Origin of the sequence: Actibacterium ureilyticum (assembly GCF_002285435.1) — a bacterium.
Lineage (GTDB): Bacteria > Pseudomonadota > Alphaproteobacteria > Rhodobacterales > Rhodobacteraceae > Actibacterium_C > Actibacterium_C ureilyticum.
The window spans coordinates 24976-41281 of record NZ_NSBT01000008.1; the positions used below are offsets into that span (position 1 = coordinate 24976).

The 16306-nt window shown below is 58.7% G+C and carries 17 protein-coding genes and 2 pseudogenes; 14 read left to right on the forward strand and 5 right to left on the reverse strand.

From position 1 onward, the window contains the following. Positions 1–8: 8 nt before the first annotated feature. Positions 9–407, forward strand: coding sequence for a Cu(I)-responsive transcriptional regulator (gene cueR, locus CLM60_RS01725; protein ID WP_038008399.1), 399 nt, complete (start codon positions 9–11; stop codon positions 405–407). A gap of 21 nt (positions 408–428) precedes the next feature. On the opposite strand, the gene CLM60_RS01730 is transcribed toward cueR, so the two are convergent. Next, positions 429–1193, reverse strand: coding sequence for a MauE/DoxX family redox-associated membrane protein (locus tag CLM60_RS01730; protein ID WP_012187037.1), 765 nt, complete (start codon positions 1191–1193; stop codon positions 429–431). Positions 1194–1205: 12 nt separating this feature from the next. Beyond that, positions 1206–2042 (reverse strand): DUF305 domain-containing protein, encoded by an 837-nt coding sequence (locus tag CLM60_RS01735; protein ID WP_012187184.1) that lies wholly within the window; start codon positions 2040–2042, stop codon positions 1206–1208. A gap of 266 nt (positions 2043–2308) precedes the next feature. On the opposite strand from CLM60_RS01735, the gene CLM60_RS21285 reads away from it, so the two are divergent. From CLM60_RS21285 to CLM60_RS01755, 4 genes are all read left to right on the forward strand, one after another. After that, on the forward strand, positions 2309–2803 hold the full coding sequence (locus tag CLM60_RS21285) for a L,D-transpeptidase (protein WP_281256653.1): 495 nt from the start codon (positions 2309–2311) through the stop codon (positions 2801–2803). A 125-nt stretch (positions 2804–2928) separates the two neighbouring features. Beyond that, positions 2929–4191: a multicopper oxidase family protein gene (locus CLM60_RS01745; protein ID WP_095587520.1), complete on the forward strand. Its 1263-nt coding sequence runs from the start codon at positions 2929–2931 to the stop codon at positions 4189–4191. A 113-nt stretch (positions 4192–4304) separates the two neighbouring features. Beyond that, a complete protein-coding gene (locus CLM60_RS01750; protein ID WP_012187181.1) occupies positions 4305–4817 on the forward strand; it encodes a disulfide bond formation protein B in 513 nt (170 codons plus the stop codon). Between the two features lie 42 nt (positions 4818–4859). Then, positions 4860–5525: a L,D-transpeptidase gene (locus CLM60_RS01755; RefSeq protein WP_012187180.1), complete on the forward strand. Its 666-nt coding sequence runs from the start codon at positions 4860–4862 to the stop codon at positions 5523–5525. A gap of 76 nt (positions 5526–5601) precedes the next feature. Here the strand turns inward: CLM60_RS01755 and CLM60_RS21385 are convergent, their stop codons facing one another. After that, positions 5602–6159, reverse strand: a complete 558-nt coding sequence (locus tag CLM60_RS21385; RefSeq protein ID WP_012187179.1) for a hypothetical protein — start codon at positions 6157–6159, stop codon at positions 5602–5604. Between the two features lie 397 nt (positions 6160–6556). Here CLM60_RS21385 and CLM60_RS01765 point away from each other — a divergent pair, with 397 nt between their 5' ends. The 5 genes from CLM60_RS01765 (at position 6557) to CLM60_RS01785 (ending at position 12528) form a co-directional block, all read left to right on the forward strand. Then, positions 6557–7165 carry an EF-hand domain-containing protein gene (locus tag CLM60_RS01765; protein WP_012187178.1) on the forward strand — a complete coding sequence of 203 codons (609 nt, stop codon included), beginning with the start codon at positions 6557–6559 and terminating at the stop codon, positions 7163–7165. A 140-nt stretch (positions 7166–7305) separates the two neighbouring features. Then, positions 7306–7692: a DUF302 domain-containing protein gene (locus CLM60_RS01770; RefSeq protein WP_007803435.1), complete on the forward strand. Its 387-nt coding sequence runs from the start codon at positions 7306–7308 to the stop codon at positions 7690–7692. Positions 7693–7797: 105 nt separating this feature from the next. Further along, entirely contained in the window at positions 7798–8718 is a 921-nt protein-coding gene (gene lgt / locus CLM60_RS01775; protein ID WP_007803438.1) for a prolipoprotein diacylglyceryl transferase, read from the forward strand. Between the two features lie 78 nt (positions 8719–8796). Beyond that, positions 8797–11142, forward strand: a complete 2346-nt coding sequence (locus CLM60_RS01780; protein ID WP_012187177.1) for a copper-transporting P-type ATPase — start codon at positions 8797–8799, stop codon at positions 11140–11142. A 48-nt stretch (positions 11143–11190) separates the two neighbouring features. Further along, positions 11191–12528: an APC family permease gene (locus tag CLM60_RS01785; RefSeq protein ID WP_095587521.1), complete on the forward strand. Its 1338-nt coding sequence runs from the start codon at positions 11191–11193 to the stop codon at positions 12526–12528. A 7-nt stretch (positions 12529–12535) separates the two neighbouring features. Here the strand turns inward: CLM60_RS01785 and CLM60_RS01790 are convergent, their stop codons facing one another. Next, the gene (locus CLM60_RS01790; RefSeq protein WP_095587522.1) at positions 12536–13180 is read right to left on the reverse strand and encodes a hypothetical protein; all 645 of its coding nucleotides are present in this window, start codon (positions 13178–13180) and stop codon (positions 12536–12538) included. Between the two features lie 109 nt (positions 13181–13289). On the opposite strand from CLM60_RS01790, the pseudogene CLM60_RS01795 reads away from it, so the two are divergent. From CLM60_RS01795 to CLM60_RS01805, 3 genes and pseudogenes are all read left to right on the forward strand, one after another. Beyond that, positions 13290–13409: pseudogene (locus CLM60_RS01795) on the forward strand (IS5/IS1182 family transposase); the annotation flags it as partial. Beyond that, positions 13397–14119, forward strand: a complete 723-nt coding sequence (locus CLM60_RS01800) for a cytochrome c biogenesis CcdA family protein (RefSeq protein WP_007803446.1) — start codon at positions 13397–13399, stop codon at positions 14117–14119. The pseudogene CLM60_RS01795 and the gene CLM60_RS01800, both read left to right, overlap by 13 nt. A gap of 193 nt (positions 14120–14312) precedes the next feature. Further along, positions 14313–14982, forward strand: a pseudogene (locus CLM60_RS01805) (L,D-transpeptidase). A 47-nt stretch (positions 14983–15029) separates the two neighbouring features. Here CLM60_RS01805 and CLM60_RS01810 read toward each other — a convergent pair. Next, complete coding sequence (locus CLM60_RS01810; protein ID WP_369817429.1) at positions 15030–15317, reverse strand: hypothetical protein; 288 nt, start codon at positions 15315–15317, stop codon at positions 15030–15032. 227 nt (positions 15318–15544) lie between these two features. Between CLM60_RS01810 and CLM60_RS01815 the strand changes: the two genes are divergently transcribed. After that, positions 15545–16255: an IS6 family transposase gene (locus tag CLM60_RS01815; RefSeq protein WP_095587523.1), complete on the forward strand. Its 711-nt coding sequence runs from the start codon at positions 15545–15547 to the stop codon at positions 16253–16255. Positions 16256–16306: the final 51 nt, after the last annotated feature.

A 16306-nucleotide genomic window follows, 5' to 3' on the forward strand; every position in this document is an offset into this window, starting at 1 on the left:
GGTCCGACATGAACATCGGAGACGTTGCCCGACAATCGGGTGTGCCCGCCAAGACGATCCGCTACTACGAGGACATCGGTCTGATCCGCCCGAACCGTAGCGAGAACGGCTATCGCGCGTTCACCGAGAACCACGTTCACAAGCTGGCGTTTCTGGGTCGCGCACGGGCCTTGGGGTTCACCATCGAAGATTGCAGGACGCTCCTGTCGCTCTACGAGGATGAAAACCGCGAAAGCATGCAAGTGAAGGCGGTTGCGGAAGACCATCTGCGCCAGATCGAGGAAAAGATCGCGAAACTGCAATCCATGCGCGCGACGCTCGCCGAACTGGTGGAAAAATGTGCCGGGGATCACCGGCCCGACTGCCCCATCATCGAGGATCTGTCGCCGGAGCGGTTGGCCAAGTGACAGGCAAGAAGGGGCTGTACCTCAGAACCAGATCGCGCGGACCGGCATCCAGATACCCATGAAGATCATCATCAGGTTTTCCGTCAGCGAAATGAACCCCAGCGGGACGGAACTGTCACCGCCGACGCAGGCGCATTTCAGCTCTCTCTTGTCGATATAAACAGCCTTGAACACGCTGACAGCGCCGACCGTGCCGATAAACAGGGCGACAGGCGCCGAGAGCCACAGCAGCGCGCCGGCAGTCATCAGGACACCTGCCAACGCTTCGCCGAACGGGTAGACCTTGCCGTATCGCACCCATTTGCGCGCCAGCAGATCGTAGTTGAGGAACATCGTCGAAAACCCTTCGACATCCTGCAATTTCTGGATCGCGAGAATGGTCATGGACAGCGAAATGAACCATTCGAACCCCCGCAAGGTAAGGACCGACCCGTACTGGTGCCAAGACAGGCCCAATGCCAACAGCGCGGCAACGGAAAAGATCGCGATGACCGGCTGGTAGGTCGTGTCGCTTTGCTCTTCCTCGGGTGGGTCAATGTCGAAAAACACCCTGAGATCATCGTAACCGCCGATCCGTTCGTCCCCGATGAAAGTCTGCGGCGTCGTCTCGACCCCGTGCTTCTCCATGAAAGCATCGGTGTCTTCACGGGTGTCAAGCGGATGGTCTTCCACCTCGAAGCCTTGCCGCTCCAGCAGGTCTTTCGATTTCAGACCGTAGGGGCAGACATGGCCCGGCATGACCATGCGATAAAGCTGCGCGGATTTACTGTCTGTGTCGCGGGGCATGTCCTTTCCTCCTTATCCGCTGCACGTAAGTTGACCACGGAACCCGGCTTCGTAGTCGGTTCCCGCGCTGACGATCAGATCGGTCAGGTCACCGTTCGTCTCTGCGATCTCGGCCGACAGCGGGCCTTCAGAAAATGCATTTTCGCCCTGCGCATTCAGGCGCACCAGATCACCGCTGATCTTCATTGCGGCTGCAGACCCTTCGCCGGTTTCACCAGTCACCAGTACAGCCGGACTGTCCGAGGTGTAAGCAAAGCGGCAATTTCCGCCATTCGGGAACACCGCAGCGATTTCGTCTTCCGTCAGAAACTCAGGATCGACCTTCGACACGACCTCCGTTTGAAGCGCCTGTTGCGCATCCACAACCTGCGCCGGCGTTTCGCTTCGCGTGGCCGATGCTTCGCCGTTTGCTCCAATGTCAGCAATAAGGTAGCGCATTTCGGCGATTTCCTTGTCCTGCGCATAGATAATGTCGTCTGCGAGCCCCCGGACGCGCGGGTCGGTGATCTCGGCACGAGTCGACGTCATGATGGCGATCGAGTGGTGCGGGATCATGGCGCGCATGTAGGACCTGTCCTGCACCGTGAATTGCCCGCGAACCAGCCAGAGGCTCGCCGCGAAAAGGACTATTGCGCCAACGAAAATCGCGATGTTGGCTTTGGTGTTCTGATACATGGACAACATGTACGCCAACATGATCACGGCCATGGTCGCCCCCATCAGGATGGCCATGTAAAGGCGTGTCTCCGAAAAGAAGATATGGCCCCAAAGATAGGTGTTCAGGTACATCAGAACGAACATGACCACGGTCGATGTTCCGATCATCATAAAGAATCGTGAGTAGTGCATTTCCAGTCACCTCCTTGAAGTTCTCTGTAAAACAACAACATTCCAGCGCTGGAGAGTTCCAAAAGCACGAATTTTCGTAGTTTCAAGGCAACAAAGGCGCGTCGTTTGCCCCGGTTCACGGCTTCTTTTCTTTGCCCCTGACGCGCACTGAATTTTCATGGGTCCGAGGAGATCGCGCCATGCAGAATTTCACGAGACGAGAATTGATTTGTGCCGGAGCGATGGGTTGCTTTCTGCCCACAACGGCCTAGGCCCACAAAGTCAAATTGCCCGAACGGTTCGAACCACAATTGGTAAACACCCGTCGTGGTGACTGGGTTAAAGGCGATGTCCACGTCGTTCCCGACGATTTTTTCCTTTATTTCATGCTCGAGGACGGGATGGCGATCCGCTACGGGGTCGGGGTAGGGCGCAAAGGTTTGTACGAACCCGGAGAGTTCACGGTAGCGCGCAAGGCCAAATGGCCATGGTGGCGGCCAACGAACGCCATGATCCGGCGCGAGCCACGCAAATACGCAAAGTACAAGGATGGACTGAAAGGCGGGCCAAACAACCCGCTCGGGGCCCGCGCGCTCTATCTCTACGATGCCGAGGGACGCGATACCTATCTTCGCATTCATGGAACGAACGCCCCGGAGACAATTGGGTCTGCCGTGTCGAATGGATGCGCGCGGTTGACGAATGAACATGTGAAGGATCTGTACGAACGCGTTGAAATCGGCGCCCGCGTCTTCCTGTATCCCAAAGTGACAACGGCGTGAGGAGTGTTCTGTCGCCTTGAAGTTCCTCTTCCGGAAATGGCACAAGTGCGGCAGTTGGCGAAAGCCAGTCTATCATTCATGAGGTGACGGAATTGTCTTTGAGCCGGAGGTCTTTCCTTGGCGGGATGACCGTTGCGCTGGCTGGTACCCGCTTGCCAGCAGCGACACACGAGTTGATCCTCGCGCCCCAATCGATCAAGGCGCACCTTGCTGGGTACGACGTGTCGATGTTGGGCTTCAACGGTGGTCTGCCGGGCCCAGAAGTCAGAATGCGACAAGGACAAACCGCCCGCATTACCCTCGATAACCGATTGGAGGAGGGCGCTCTCGTTCACTGGCATGGGTTGCGGGTTCCAAATCGGATGGATGGTGTCAACGTCCTTACTCAGGATGTGGTCATTCCGGGCGACTCGTATCGTTATCAATTCGGCGTCCCGGATGCCGGCACGTATTGGTATCACTCGCATTACCTGTCTTACGATCAGGTCAGCCGCGGTCTTTTCGGCACCTTCATCGTCGAGGAGCAAAATGCGCCGGCTGTCGACCATGACATCGTTGTTCAGTTCTTCGATGTCTTGTTGGATCAGTCCGGACAGTACGACGAAGGGTTCAACCCGGCTCATTTCGCGACCGAGGGCCGTATCGGCAATACGGTCACGGCGCTTGTTTCCAATGGAACCAGCAAGAATGTGAGACAAGGCGACCGCCTGCGCTTGCGCCTGATAAATCCCTCTATCGACAGGGTTTACCGTGTCGGGCTGGACGGTCTGGCAGGCAAGATCGTTGCACTGGATGGTATGCCCCTGGCGCAGCCACAGACACTCGAACCCATCCTCCTAGCTCCGGGGCAAAGATGCGATGTGATTGGTGATGCGACCGGGCCTATTAGATTTGACGACAGCTTTGGAGAGCGGACGTTGAGCCTTGGCGAAATCGCTGTTTCCGGCTCTCGTGAGCCTGCGAAAGCGCCCATCACCGCGTTGCCCGCCAACCGAATGCCCGCCCCGAAAGACCCCGGCCAAACCGCGGAGCTGGTGCTCCAGGGAGGTGCGGGAAGCGCGTCCCACAACGGCACAGGGACATGGGCGCTCAATGACGTATCCGGCCTGCCTCGAAGGCCTTTCCTATCCGCCGCGCAGGGGACGACCGCGCGCATTTCGATCCGCAACGAAACCGGGTTCCCACACGTCATGCATCTGCATGGCCACCATTTCTGGGAACTCGATGCGGCGGGTGAAGCCGGTCCATACCGGGACTCGACCTATCTGGATACCGGCGAGACGCGGGATATTCTCGTCGTCCTGGACAATCCGGGATCGTGGATGCTGCATTGCCACATGTTGAGCCACCAAGCCGACGGTATGGCAACGTGGATCAGAGTCGGCTGAGGGTCGAGACGGATACATACCGTTACAAATCTCTGAATGATAACAGGCCTTTCGCCGTCTACGTAACCTGACAAGCGAGAAACAGGTCCATCGACTGCCAATGGGAGCGTTCATTGACCCTGACACCAAAATCTCTCGGCATGACTGCGGCGGCAGGATCAGCCGCCTTGCTGTTGGGGGCCTTCGTTTTCCAGGCTCTTGGGTACGCGCCGTGCGCAATGTGCATCTGGCAACGCTACCCACACGCAATCGCCATTGGAATGGGCGCTCTGTTGCTCTTTGCTCTGCCGATTTTGCCAATCCTGATAATCGGTGCCCTGTCGGTACTCAGCACATCCGCGTTGGGAGTGTTTCATACCGGTGTCGAGCGCGGCTGGTGGGAGGGACCGACTTCTTGCACGGGATCCGGCCTCGATGTTTCCCAAATGTCGGTATCGGAATTGCTGCCCTCTGCCAGTTCAAATACGTCCAATCTTGTTCTGTGCAGTGAGGTTGTCTGGGAATTTCTGACGTTGTCCATGGCCAGTTGGAACGCGATCCTAAGCGGTGTCCTTGCTTGCCTCTGGTTGGTCGCGATCGCAAGACATCAAAAGGTTCGGTGGCATGGGGTCGCGGACGTTTCTTGAATCGTCCCGCATTCATCGAAAACAAACAAAGGGCTTCGCTTCATGGTTACAAGACGACACTTCCTTGCACTTTCCGGCTCGCTGTTTTCAGCGTCTCTGAGTTCGCCAGCATTCGCTAAGACCTGGCCGTCAACAGCCGAAAAAGCAGCTTGGGATGCGCAGATCACGCCCGCCAACTATGACCCGGCAACAACCAACCCATGGGGGCTGCATCCCAGGCTGCTGCCGCAACGCGTTTTGGCGAATGACGGTTTGCGCCCGGGTGACATTCACGTCGATGCGATCGCGCGCTATCTGTACCATATCGAGGAAGGTGGCACCGCGATGCGATACGGGGTGGCGATTGCCAAGGGCGATCTCTATGAACCCGGCACCTATACGATCCGCCGAAAGGTCGAATGGCCGCACTGGACGCCAACGCAGTCAATGATCGAACGCGATCCGGAGGCTTACGAGCGGTTTGCCGACGGTATGGAGCCCGGCCCCAACAATGCCTTGGGCAGCAGGGCTTTGTATCTATTCGTCGGAGATCGGGATACGTACCTTCGAATTCACGGAACGCCGAGCCCTCGCAGCATTGGCGGCCGGGCCAGTTCGGGATGCGTGCGCATGGTGATGGCCCACATCAATGATCTCTATCCGAATGTCGCTGTCGGATCGACGGCGTTCCTTTACTCGGCCGAAGACAGCGTTACCGCTCGAAGCTAACCTATTGCATCTTTGGCTCACACGCCGAGGACTGCGTCGTGCAGGGACATCTTCCAATGAATTGTTGGACGAACACTCACGGCTGTGTCGCAAGTGAACTTTCGAACTGTGCGATCGCTACGGATTTGTCGTCCTCATCGTTCTCGAACAGCTTTGTGGTTCGCACGCCCGGCAACTTGCCAAAATCCGCCATCAGGCGCTTTGGAAAAAATGTGCGTCCGATGGATTCAAATCCTGGTAATTGTCTGAGTACCGCGGAGGTACTGGCACTACAAAAACCGGAAGCGGCTGGGCCGCTGGCAATTGCAAGGCGCAAAGCCTGCTCCGCGACTTCGGGAGACACATCGATCTCTTGTATGACGACATGGTAGGTCTCGCGAGCATGAGCCCGCGCATAAAAATCGGCCACTTGTGGAGTAATGCCATAAAGCACATCTCCCCGTTCCGGTACAGCGCTCAGCCGGACCGTTCCTGCCGGATCGAAGATAACACGCTGCGACCCATTAATCATGACGCTGCTATGCGCACCCGCCCCGGACCTGTTGTTGATCATGGTGTACAACGTCAGCGCGGCCGGTCCATCGTGACGGTAGGATGCGCTACTGATGACTTCGGCTGAAGCATCCGGGCGCATGTCGTTTCCTGCACCGCACCCCGCCAAAATTACCAAGGTTAGAACTGAGAAAATGCGGTTCAAAAAGAGCACCCTGCAGCCTCCTGCCATGGGTTGAATGATTGAATTTTCGGGATATTCAGGGCCTCTAGCAATCTCGACATCAACTCTTCCGGATTTCACCTCTACCGAAACATGGGTTCGGTTTCGGTTGGTATACGGATCCTCGACACCTTTTTTTCTGGATATCGCATGTTTCAGATGAAGAGGAGCGTTCGCCCCGAATTGATTTGTCGCAATTTGTAACAGACCCCGCCTTTGTGACCTCGCGATACAAAACACCGGCTCGCGTGGCATTCCGCATCTGCAGGTGCCCCCCATATGCTGGGTATCGCAACACTGACACGAGGTGATCGAAATGAAACGCAACACTTTACTCGCTGCAATGACCCTGGCTGCAACCGCCCTTGGCGGTGCCGCATTCGCGGACGCCAACCACGGGCGTGGGGGACAATTTGGCGCCCAGAGCGGACCAGGCATGATGCAGAACGGTGGTCCCGGTATGATGGGGAACATGGGCGGAATGATGGACATGATGAAGCGCATGCACGGAAACATGATGGGCGCAGGCATGATGGGCGCAGGCATGGGCAGTGGTATGATGAGCCCAGGCATGGCTGGCGGCATGATGCAAATGTTCGACACTGATGGAGACGGCACAACGACGCCGGAAGAAATGCGCACGCAGCTGCAGGCCAAGCTTTCCGAGTTTGACAGCGACGGGGATGGAAGCCTCTCGATTACCGAGTTTGAAGCTCTCCACAGCGCGATGATCCGCGAAATGATGGTGGATCGCTTCCAACACCTCGATGCCGATGGCGACGGCGCGGTGACGCCGGAAGAGATGGCCGCTCCTGCCGATAGGATGGAGCGGATGCAGATGATGCGGTCGAATATGGCAGATGCGCCTGCGCGGCCTGGCAACGGTCAGGGCATGGGCAACGGCTCCATGATGCAGGACAACTGAGCCAATGGGTGCCGGTTTTTTTCCGGCACCCGTCCTCACAACCCCAAAACCATTCGCGGTCGGGACATTGAACCGAACCGCGACCTGAACCGTTTAGCCTCGGTATGCCAACAAATAGAGACACGGAAAGGAAAATTCCCATGGCCTATACCTATGATCGCGTCCTGAAAGACACCAAAATCGATGACGCAGAGATGCGTGTTCGGGATGCTTTGGCAGACAAGGGCTTCGGCGTTCTGACTGAGATTGACGTCAAAGCGACGATGAAAAAGAAACTTGATGCGGACATGCCGCCTTACCGCATCTTGGGGGCCTGTAATCCGGGCATGGCGCACAAAGCCATCGAGATCGAGCCTCGCATCGGTGCGATGCTTCCCTGCAATGTTATCCTGCGGCAACTGGACGGCGACACCGAGGTCAGCGCGGTCGATCCTGTCGCTTCGATGCAGGCGGTGCAGAACCAAGACCTGGACGCGGTCGCCGGCGAAGTCCGCGATCTCCTTCGGGACGCCCTCGACACCGCGTGATGGCGGGATGGGCGTTGGATGCCCTGTCGCAGATCGAGCGCCTTTAGCGGTGCTCGATCAATGCCATCTAATCCCCACGTAAATTCCTGATGAGGAACTCACCCAGTGCTGCCAGCGGGATTGCCATTTCCGGATATTGGAACCGACCTCTTCTCCTTCGACATCGGGGGGGTCACATTCGCACTCCGCTGGTACGCGCTAGCCTATATCTTCGGTATCCTGATTGGCTGGCGCATTTGTTCGAGTGCCATAAGCCGTCCCGCGCTCTGGACGTCAGCTGGACCGCCGCTTGACCGAACGCAGATCGAAGATCTTCTGACGTGGATCATCATCGGCGTGATTGCTGGTGGTCGCCTGGGCTTTGTACTGTTCTACCAGCCCGCATATTATCTCGCCAATCCCTTGGAAATTCTGATGGTCTGGCAAGGCGGCATGTCTTTCCACGGGGGGTTCGCGGGAGTTGTCATCGCGGCCTTGCTGTTCTGCCTTAGACAGAACGCGTCATTGCTCAGCACTGGCGACTTGCTGGCTTTGGCAACACCACCAGGCTTGTTTCTTGGAAGGCTGGCGAACTTCACCAACAATGAGTTGTGGGGGCGTCCAACGGACGTTCCCTGGGCGGTGATCTTTCCCGGCGAAGTCGCGCAGGCCTGCCCAGGGGTTAGCGGCCTCTGCGCCCGACACCCGTCCCAGCTGTACGAGGCGGTATTGGAGGGGCTCATTCTTGGAATACTGCTCATTTATCTCGCTTGGGGCCGGGGCTGGCTGAAAATGCCCGGTGCCTTGGCTGGCGTGTTTCTGACCGGCTATGGTCTTGCCCGAAGTTTCGTCGAGATGTTCCGGCAACCGGACCAACAATTTGTGACGGCGGACAACCCGATCGGCCATGCGCTTCATTTTGGTGAGTGGGGTTTGACCATGGGCCAGTTGCTCTCCATGCCAATGGCGCTGGTCGGGCTGGCGTTGATCGTGTTCGCCCGGCGGGAACGGGGCCGGACAGCGCCACCCCGCAGAGCCGCAATGTAATCGCCGTACTGATCTCTCTTGACCCTCCCGCGGATGGAAGCCCTAGGCAAGAGAAGCATTCTCGGAAAGGACCGCAAAATGAGCACTCCCGACAGTTCTGAAACCACAGCAGCTTCTTCGGTATTCGTTTGCCCCATGCACCCTGAGGTGCGGCAGGACGAGCCCGGCAATTGTCCGAAATGCGGGATGCACCTCGTGCCGGAATCGGAGCTCGAGGTCCATTCAGCACATGATCATCACGAACACCACGCGGGTGCCACGCCGGCCGATGGCCGATATGATCTGGTTCCTACAGGACATGATGGTCCCATTTTCACCTGCCCGATGCACCCTCAGGTGCGGCAGCCTGATCCGGGCGCGTGTCCGATCTGTGGTATGGGATTGGAACTGGAATCCGGTGTGCCGGGCGATGAAGGTCCAAATCCCGAACTGGTGGATTTCACACGGCGGTTCTGGGTCGGCACAGTCCTGACGATCCCGCTCCTTGTCCTCACGATGGGGCCATTCGTCGGTTTCCCCGCAGTCCGGACTTTTTTTGGCGAAAGCACCACACAATGGATCGAATTGATCCTGGCAACGCCAGTGGTCTTGTGGTGCGGCTGGCCGTTTCTGGAACGCGGATGGATTTCGTTCCGCACATTGAACCTCAACATGTTCTCCCTGATCGGCATGGGCGTTCTTGCCGCCTGGCTCTTCAGCGTCGTTGCCGTTCTCGCACCGGACATATTCCCTGATGGGTTCCGAGACTCCGAAGGCCATGTCGGCGTCTATTTCGAGGCGGCGGCGGTGATCGTGACGCTGGTGCTGCTCGGCCAGGTGATGGAACTACGCGCCCGCGAGGGGACCGGCAAGGCGATCCGCGCGCTTCTCGACATGGCGGCAAAGACCGCGCGGGTCATCCGGGACGACGGATCCGAGGAGGAAATCCCGCTGGAGGACGTGCAAGTCGGGGACCGGCTGCGCGTGCGGCCCGGTGACAAGGTGCCGGTCGATGGCGTGGTTCTGGACGGCCGGTCCTCGGTCGACGAAAGCATGATCTCCGGTGAACCCGTGCCGGTCGAGAAGACCGAGGGCGACCCGCTGACCGGCGCGACGATCAATGGCACCGGCAGTCTGGTGATGGAGGCGACGCGTGTCGGGTCCGACACGATGCTGGCTCAAATTGTCGAGATGGTGTCGAACGCGCAGCGCTCGCGCGCCCCGATCCAGAAATACGCCGACAAGGTGGCGGGATATTTCGTTCCGGCCGTCATCGGTATCGCGGTCCTGTCCTTCATCGCCTGGGCGATCTGGGGGCCCGCGCCTGCGCTTTCCTACGCATTGATTTCGGCGGTGGCGGTTCTGATCATCGCCTGTCCTTGTGCGCTTGGCCTGGCGACACCGATGTCGATCATGACAGCGACAGGACGGGGCGCTCAGGCAGGGGTGCTGATCAAGAACGCCGAGGCGCTGGAGCGGTTCGAGAAAGTCGATACCCTGATCGTCGACAAGACCGGCACGTTGACCGAAGGCAAGCCGCGGCTTGTCGACGTACTCCCGCAACCCGGCCACGACGAAGCCGAGGTCTTGCGTCTCGCCGCATCGCTTGAGCGCGGATCGGAGCACCCCTTGGCCGAAGCGATCGTCAGGGGTGCGGAGGAGCGAGATGTCAAAATGGACGAGGCACGGGACTTCGAGGCGGTCACTGGCAAGGGCGTCAAGGGGGTCGTTGACGGCAAAGCGGTCGCGCTCGGCAATTTGGCGATGATCCGCGAATTGGGGCTCGAGGCGGGCGCGTTGACCGCCAAGGCCAATGCCCGCCGCGACGAAGGCGAGACGGTCATGTTCGTTGTGCTGGATGGCGAGATCGCCGGTCTAGTTGCTGTCGCCGACCCAGTGAAGGAGACCACGCCAGAAGCCATCGAGGATCTGCATGAACTGGGGTTCCGCGTCATCATGGCGACCGGCGACAACGAACGCACGGCCAAGGCCATCGGCACGCGGCTCGGAATCGATGAGATCCGGGCCGACGTGCTGCCGGAGGACAAGGCGCGGATCATCCTTGAGTTGCAAGAGGCGGGCCACAAGGTCGCCATGGCCGGGGATGGCGTCAACGACGCCCCCGCGCTCGCGCAGGCCGATGTCGGCATCGCCATGGGCACCGGCGCCGATGTGGCCATCGAAAGCGCGGGCGTCACGCTGGTCAAGGGCAACCTTGATGGTATCGTGCGTGCGCGGCGGCTCGCCCGGGCCACGATGCGCAACATCCGCCAGAACCTGTTCTTCGCGCTGATCTACAACGCCTCCGGCGTGCCGGTCGCGGCGGGAGTTCTGTTTCCCTTCTTTGGCATCCTCATCAGTCCGATGTTTGCTGCCTTCGCCATGAGCGCGTCGTCAATCTCGGTGGTGCTCAATTCGCTGCGCCTTCGCGGCGTTCGTATCTAGAAGCGCGCAACAGCGTTCGGATGAACCAAAATTAAAAGGGGGCCATTTATGCAGAGCGAAAAAGAAACGTACCGCGAAAATTCCATCAGTCTGGGCGGAGCCGTTGCGATGGGGACAGGCGTGATGATCGGCGCTGGAATCTTTGCGTTGACGGGGCAAATCGCGCAGCTCGCCGGCCCGCTTTTCCCGCTTGCATTCATCGCCGGCGCGGTCGTCACAAGCTTCAGCGCCTACAGCTACATCAGGATGTCGAACAAATGGCCGTCCTCGGGTGGCATCGCCATGATCCTGCAGAAATGCTATGGCCCCGGAGCCATCGCGGGCGGGGCCGCACTGCTGATGGCGCTCAGCATGGTGATCGCGGAAAGCCTCGTCGCGCGAACCTTCGCCACCTATGTCCTGCGCCCTTTCGATATCGAAGGTGGCCCATTGGTCCCCGCTCTGGCTGTGGCCGTGATCGTTTTCGCCTTTTTGGTGAACATGGCCGGAAACCGCTCGGTCGGGCTGTTCTCGTTGATCATGGCCGCGATCAAGATCGGAGGCATAGCTCTGTTTGGCATCGCGGCCCTGTGGTCCAGTGGTTTTGCGTTCGCCGCGGCGTCCGAGACCTCACAATCCTACGGGCTCACGGGGTTCATCGCCTCTACGGCGCTGGCCATCCTTGCGTTCAAGGGATTCACCACGATCACCAACAGCGGAGCCGAGATCACTGAACCAAATCGCAATGTTGGCCGAGCGATCATGTTCTCTATCGGAATCTGCGTCGTCGTCTACCTGTTGGTCGCCTACGGGGTCGGTTCGAGTCTCACGATCGAGGAGACCATCTCAGCGCGTGACTATTCGCTGGCACAAGCGGCGCAGCCCGCCCTTGGACAAACCGGCTTCATACTCACGGTGATCCTGGCCGCTGTCGCAACGGCGTCCGGCGTTCTGGCCAGCGTCTTCGCGGTGTCGCGTATGCTGGCGATGCTGACCGACATGGAAATGATCCCGCACAGCCACTTCGGTATGCCAGGTCCCATCCAACGCCACACCCTGGTCTATACTGTCGTCATCGCCGCGACGTTGGCCGTGCTCTTTGATTTAGGCCGGATCGCATCCCTCGGTGCTTTCTTTTACCTCGTCATGGACATGATCATACATTGGGGCGTGTTCCGCTATCGTCGAGCAGACGTCGGCGCCTTCGGTATCGTGCTTTTGACTGCCCTGGCGCTCGATGCGATAGTACTGGCAGCTTTCACCGTGATGAAGCTTCAAAGCGACCCGATGATCGTTCTCTACGCCGCTGTCGGGATGATCGCTGTGTTCGCCTTCGAGCGCGTTTACTTGTCGCAATGGGTGGCACCGCAAGTCGCCCCCGCCCCCGCCCACGCCCACGGTGATTAGCCTGCCATCACCTGGCCTGAAGAGATGCGATGCCTTGTGCGCCGATCGTGATCAGCCCGACCGACAAGGCAAACGCAGCCAGGGCAAGCAGCATCACGCCCGTGTTCATGGGCAAGCGACGTACAACCGGTCCAAGAAATTCCGACCGCCCGAAAGCCGAGACGTAGAGCGGCAACGCGCTTATCATAGTCGCATAGAGGTAAACGCCGGAGATGTTCTCGAAAAACGCCGAACGCGCAAGAGTCGGGGATACAACCGCCAAAGCGGTTGAACGATTGCCGCCGAATGACCCGAACCAGTCGGCAGATAGAACGTATATCAGCACGTGGAGACCTGGAAAGAGAAGGGCTCTGAGCAAGACATCGACCAGCACGAAAAACGCCGTGTCTCTTGAGCCCGCCTTTGGTTGCGTTGTCATAGCGAAAAGGAAAAAACTGACATAGTTGACGGCAAAAACCACGGGCAAACCGTTGGTCGCAACCTGCCTTAGTAAGCGCATGAGTGCCGGTCCGCCGGCAGCAAGAGCCGGAGCAAAGCCCGGAGCCAGTAAGACGTAGAACAACAGGACCGGCAGTAATGCAGCGAAGCTGAACAGCAGGACATTTCTAACAAACTGAGCCGCGGGCATACTGATAGAGAAAAATCTATCCATTGAAATAGCCTGCCATGTGGGCACCACTAGGTCGATGATACGGGGCGTTGTTGCACAAGTCTGACGCCTCAGGATTCCCTTCGCGAACCCATGCTGTTAGCCGCATTCCATGAGCAACCCATCTCCCGCCCGCTATCGTACGACCAACTGGTCCAGCTACAACGCATCGCTGCGCAAGCGGGGGTCCCTGCTGATCTGGGTCGACGAAGACATCACTTGGCGCGCGCCCTCACCGCCGCCCTCCTAGCCGGCACGATATCATTTCTGTCCCCCTGCGTGCTACCTCTTGTGCCAGGTTATGTCTCCTACGTAACCGGGCGCACAGCCGCTGAGGGCGGGGTGGTCGGCGCTTCGCCGTCGCGCGCGGTCTGGCTGAGCCTGTGTTTTGTCCTCGGCTTCTCCACCATCTTCATGGGACTTGGCGCATCCGCGACTGCAATGGGTCAGGCCCTGCTTCGGTGGCGGTATGAACTCAACCTCGTTGGGGGCGGCATCATCATTTTCTTCGGGCTCTTCATGATAGGAGCCGCGCGTGTTTCGGTCATGGAACGCGACTTCCGATTCAATCTCAACATCCCCGGGGGCCAACCCGCTGCGTCCTATGTCCTCGGTCTTGCCTTCGGTTTCGGCTGGACTCCGTGCATCGGCCCGATCCTCGGCGCGATCCTGACAGCCAGTGCGGCGAGTGCCACGATGGGCGAAGGTATCATGCTGCTTGCCGTCTATTCCGCCGGCCTTGGAATACCGTTTCTGATCGTGGCCGGATTCACCGACCAGATCGCGGGACGGTTGCGGGCCATCGGCCGGGTTGGCCGCCGCCTCCACCAGCTTGCGGGCATAGTGATGATCTTGATGGGGCTGGCGATGATGACAGGGCAGTTGAGCGCGCTGTCATACTGGATGCTCGACGTATTTCCGGTTCTGGGACGGATCGGATAGCTCCATTAGTAGCAGCGTCTATTGATAACAGAAAATTTTCTTGAACCTCTAGTAGCTTTAGGAGTTAAGCCACCGACAAAGAACGGCACCATGGAGCAAGTTGCCAATAACGCCTCACTCCTTCCCGGGCGAACAACACTGCGTTCGGGGTAAGGTTCGGTTTGCCGTCCAATGCGTGAACGGAGCAATCTATATGCTGACAAGACGACATTTCATCCAGACGACCACCGCGCTGTTTTCGGCATCGATATCCAGCCCGCTCCTTGCAGACACGTGGCCTACCGATGCGCAGAAGGCAGCTTGGGACGCACAGGTTACACCTCCCGGCTACGACCCGGCCACGTCCAACCCTTGGGGCCTTCACCCTCGCTTCCTGCCACAGCGGGTCCTCGCGAAGGACGGACTTGTACCCGGTGATATCCATGTCGATGCTGTTGCGCGCTATCTCTACCACATCGAAGAAGGCGGCACGGCGATGCGCTATGGCGTGGCGATCGCGCGCGGTAAACTTTACGAACCGGGCACCTATACGATCAAGCGCAAGGTCAGGTGGCCGCATTGGCAGCCGACACAAAACATGATCGACCGCGACCCAGAGCTTTACGCCGATATCGCTGACGGTATGGAACCCGGACCTGAAAACGCGCTCGGATCGCGAGCCCTCTATCTCTCTCTTCGTCGGCGACCGAGACACCTATCTAAGGATTCACGGGACACCGTATCCAAGAAGCATTGGCGGCCGTGCGAGTTCCGGCTGCGTCCGAATGGTCATGGCACACATCAATGATCTCTATCCCAACGTCGAGATTGGCTCGACGGCATTCCTGTACTCGGCGGAAGACAGCGTCACCCCGAGAAGTTGACTGGCGCATCATGTGTTACGCGTGGGCTTGACGCATCTATGGGCTGATCAGGACTGGCGCGAAGTGCAGATGGGGTTGCCACCTGCCGAGCGTAGCGGAACCAAGGTGTTTTCCACCGGACCGCTGTGTTCATACCAATAACAGCCATCCTCGGGACGAAGCCGCGCCGTGGTGAGATCCTGACCAGGCGCAGCAAGGGCAATGACGGCCTCGGGAACACTTCCCACTTCGTTGCGAGCGCCGCCGTCGTCCAGCGTTGGCACCGCGCAGCCAGCAAGCACCAATGTCGCTGCGATAATCGGCGCGTTTCGTTTCTGCATGTCTACCTCACTCATTCTGATCGCTTCGTACCGGCAAGCGTTGCTCCAACCGCGTCGTTTCAAGGGGGCGGCTAGCTTCAAGCCTCCGCAGGGCGCCTTTCTTGCTGGACGAATATCCACTTGTTGCCCTTGAAGCTCTAGTTACTGTAGGGGCTATGTCAATGTGGAATCAATGAATCCTGAGGTCAATCCATGGGCATTGCCAAGTTGATCACGGGGTTCCGTCGGGATAGGCGGTCATCATGAAAACCGTTCCGACAATGCGACGCCTGAAGGGCTTTCGTTTTCCCCGCGAGATCATCTCCTATGCCGTCTGGGCTTACCATCGGTTTGCGCTGAGCACGGCAGATGTCGAGGATCTGCTGGCCGAACGCGGCGTGATGGTCAGCCGGGAAACCGTCCGGAACTGGGTGAACCGGTTTGGCCGCCATTTCGCCGATTGCATCAAGCGCGACAGGCCGGGCGCCAGTGACAAATGGCACTTGGATGAAGTCGTTGTTCCGATCAATGGCGTGAAGTTCTGGCTTTGGCGGGCAGTCGACGCGAATGGGAATGTGCTCGACATTCTCGTGCAAAAGCAACGTAATGCAAAGGCCGCCAGCCGGTTCCTGAAGCGGCTGATCGACCGGTTTGGCGCGCCGCGGGTCGTGATCACCGACAAGCTGCGCAGTTACATCAGGCCGATCCGCAACCTCGTGGCGAATGCTGATCATCGGGCGCACAAGGGCTTGAACAACCGGATCGAAGGATCCCATCGGCCAACCCGAAAGCGAGAGAAACTCATGGGGCGGTTCAAGTCACCCGGACAGGCTCAGAGATTTCTGGACGCACATGACCAGATCAACACGATCTTCCGTCCCCGCCGCTATCGTCTTACCGCCACATCGTACCGCCACGCCCGATCCGATGCCATTGATCTTTGGAACGGCTACGCACTCGAGATGACCGCCTGACGGGCGCGGATCAGGCCGCATTCAGCCGGGTGCAAATAAGTTGGCAATGCC

Coding starts and splice junctions, on each gene's coding strand:
- cueR (WP_038008399.1), top strand. CDS start 9: ATGAACATCGGAGACGTTGCCCGACAATCGGGTGTGCCCGCCAAGACG.
- CLM60_RS01730 (WP_012187037.1), bottom strand. CDS start 1,193: ATGCCCCGCGACACAGACAGTAAATCCGCGCAGCTTTATCGCATGGTC.
- CLM60_RS01735 (WP_012187184.1), bottom strand. CDS start 2,042: ATGCACTACTCACGATTCTTTATGATGATCGGAACATCGACCGTGGTC.
- CLM60_RS01745 (WP_095587520.1), top strand. CDS start 2,929: ATGACCGTTGCGCTGGCTGGTACCCGCTTGCCAGCAGCGACACACGAG.
- CLM60_RS01755 (WP_012187180.1), top strand. CDS start 4,860: ATGGTTACAAGACGACACTTCCTTGCACTTTCCGGCTCGCTGTTTTCA.
- CLM60_RS21385 (WP_012187179.1), bottom strand. CDS start 6,159: ATGCGCCCGGATGCTTCAGCCGAAGTCATCAGTAGCGCATCCTACCGT.
- CLM60_RS01765 (WP_012187178.1), top strand. CDS start 6,557: ATGAAACGCAACACTTTACTCGCTGCAATGACCCTGGCTGCAACCGCC.
- CLM60_RS01770 (WP_007803435.1), top strand. CDS start 7,306: ATGGCCTATACCTATGATCGCGTCCTGAAAGACACCAAAATCGATGAC.
- CLM60_RS01780 (WP_012187177.1), top strand. CDS start 8,797: ATGAGCACTCCCGACAGTTCTGAAACCACAGCAGCTTCTTCGGTATTC.
- CLM60_RS01785 (WP_095587521.1), top strand. CDS start 11,191: ATGCAGAGCGAAAAAGAAACGTACCGCGAAAATTCCATCAGTCTGGGC.
- CLM60_RS01790 (WP_095587522.1), bottom strand. CDS start 13,180: ATGGATAGATTTTTCTCTATCAGTATGCCCGCGGCTCAGTTTGTTAGA.
- CLM60_RS01810 (WP_369817429.1), bottom strand. CDS start 15,317: ATGAGTGAGGTAGACATGCAGAAACGAAACGCGCCGATTATCGCAGCG.
- CLM60_RS01815 (WP_095587523.1), top strand. CDS start 15,545: ATGAAAACCGTTCCGACAATGCGACGCCTGAAGGGCTTTCGTTTTCCC.